Origin of the sequence: Xanthovirga aplysinae (genome assembly GCF_009711365.1) — a bacterium.
Taxonomy (GTDB): Bacteria; Bacteroidota; Bacteroidia; order Cytophagales; family Cyclobacteriaceae; genus Xanthovirga; species Xanthovirga aplysinae.
On sequence record NZ_SMMB01000266.1, the window covers coordinates 1 to 915 of the forward strand.

At 38.3% G+C, this 915-nt stretch carries 1 protein-coding gene; it reads left to right on the forward strand.

Annotated elements, in window-relative coordinates; genetic code table 11:
* Positions 1 to 568, forward strand: a 568-nt coding sequence (locus E1171_RS00670) for a hypothetical protein (protein ID WP_222931301.1), incomplete at its 5' end; no start/stop codon positions are given.
* Positions 569 to 915 lie beyond the last annotated feature (347 nt).

A 915-nucleotide genomic window follows, 5' to 3' on the forward strand; every position in this document is an offset into this window, starting at 1 on the left:
TACCACATATGTGGTATATCTGGTTGTTAGGCATCAAATACCCGCACATAATAGAATGAAGAATTTTGACTTTAAAAAGCGAAATCTATATTCTGGCCCACACTTACTTGGTGTACTATTAATTTTCGCCGGTCTGCTGGCTCTGACAGGTTATTATTTTCTTAAAAATGAAAGCTCTTTGGAAAGAACATTAATGGTAGGGTTAGGAGCTATAATTATTGGCTTGGTCATTGTTACATCATACACAGGCACACTCATTGATTTCAAAGGGAAAAGGGTCAAAGCATACTTTTCTATTTGCAGATACAAGTTCGGTGAATGGGCAACCCTACCAACCATCACCACGGTGAAAGTGATAGCACATCGTTATAGAAGCACCAATACGCCAAACGGGATAAGTCCGACTCTTTCAGGGTATGTTACTGTTTACAGAATTTTTTTATACCCAAAAAACTATGACAAATTTCTCCTCTCCTTCGAGTTTTCAAAAAAAGAACTGGCGCTCCGAAAAGCTGAGGGTATAGCCCAGATGCTAAATGCTAATTTAATAGCCAATCTTTCTAATTAAATTCATAAATATGGAGGTGATGTTGGACTAGTTTGGGCAACCTATTATTTTGGGCAACATTGGTAATACATAATATTAAGGTAATTACCTTCTTGATTATTTAAACTAGAAGGACATCAAAGCAAATATTATCGAAAAAAAAGTAAAAAATTCGAGTGACTAACAATGGCGAGCTGCCATGTTTTGCCTACGCGCGAAAAATTCGGCGTTAAAAGTACAGCAGCCAGCCGGGCCGTTCCCACCATACGGATAGGTGGAAGACTCCAAGCCCTGTGAGTTGGTAATATTTAGACTAGAATCCATCTTTGAGTTCTTCTTGCTTTGGCTGTGAAGGAGATTCGATTTTA